The sequence below is a fragment of the Gillisia xinjiangensis genome (genome assembly GCF_046298265.1).
In the GTDB taxonomy this organism is placed as follows: domain Bacteria; phylum Bacteroidota; class Bacteroidia; order Flavobacteriales; family Flavobacteriaceae; genus Gillisia; species Gillisia xinjiangensis.
This window is the reverse complement of the sequence record NZ_JBKAHK010000049.1, coordinates 1-656: the sequence shown is the minus strand read 5'-3', so window position 1 is coordinate 656 and position 656 is coordinate 1. Positions and strand designations below refer to the sequence as shown.

At 51.5% G+C, this 656-nt stretch carries 1 protein-coding gene; it reads right to left on the bottom strand.

The features are described 5' to 3' along the window. Positions 1-656, bottom strand: a 656-nt coding sequence (locus ACKGJN_RS16390) for a hypothetical protein (RefSeq protein ID WP_409540641.1), incomplete at both ends; no start/stop codon positions are given.

Below are 656 nucleotides of genomic sequence, written 5' to 3'. Positions count from 1 at the left end.
TCGACCGAGGTTACCAAAGACGCAGTTCTCAACAATGTTCGATTTTGGATGGTAGTTATTGTTACTCATATGCGGAACGAGTTTGTCGTATCCGATGTCCCAAAAACAAAACATATTTTGGTTTCGAATGTACTGCTGGAATGCGCCAAGGACGTATTCACGAGTCTGCCAATCGTACTTCCCGCAGTTGACGATTGCCTTCAGTAGCTGTGACAAGACCAGCATCTGACGGCTGTTGAACATGGTCCACCAATGCGTGAAGCCATGATTTGGGATTCCGCCGTTATTCAACGAGGTCATAAATCCATACGGCACTTCGCTCTTCGGCCAGAAGTCTCGTAGGTCCTGTTCCTTTCGTGCCTCCCACTCGGCTTCTGCAGCAGATTCTTGGCGCGCAAGACTTTCATCAAACGCAGCAAAAAAACGTCCGCCATAGGAATAGCCACCGCTCTTTCGAGCCGGCGAGAAGCCTTGAATGGCGTAGCCAGCGCAAGGGCCGGTCTTTTTGGTCGGTCGAATTGCAGTCAGAACATCTTGCTGCGTACCGCAGGCTCCACAGGTGAAGGTAGAGCGCTTGGGAACTGTTCCGCCCTCCTTGCCGGTCGGAAAGATCACTTTGGATTCTGGGCAAGTGACCATCTCGGGAAGCTTACCGC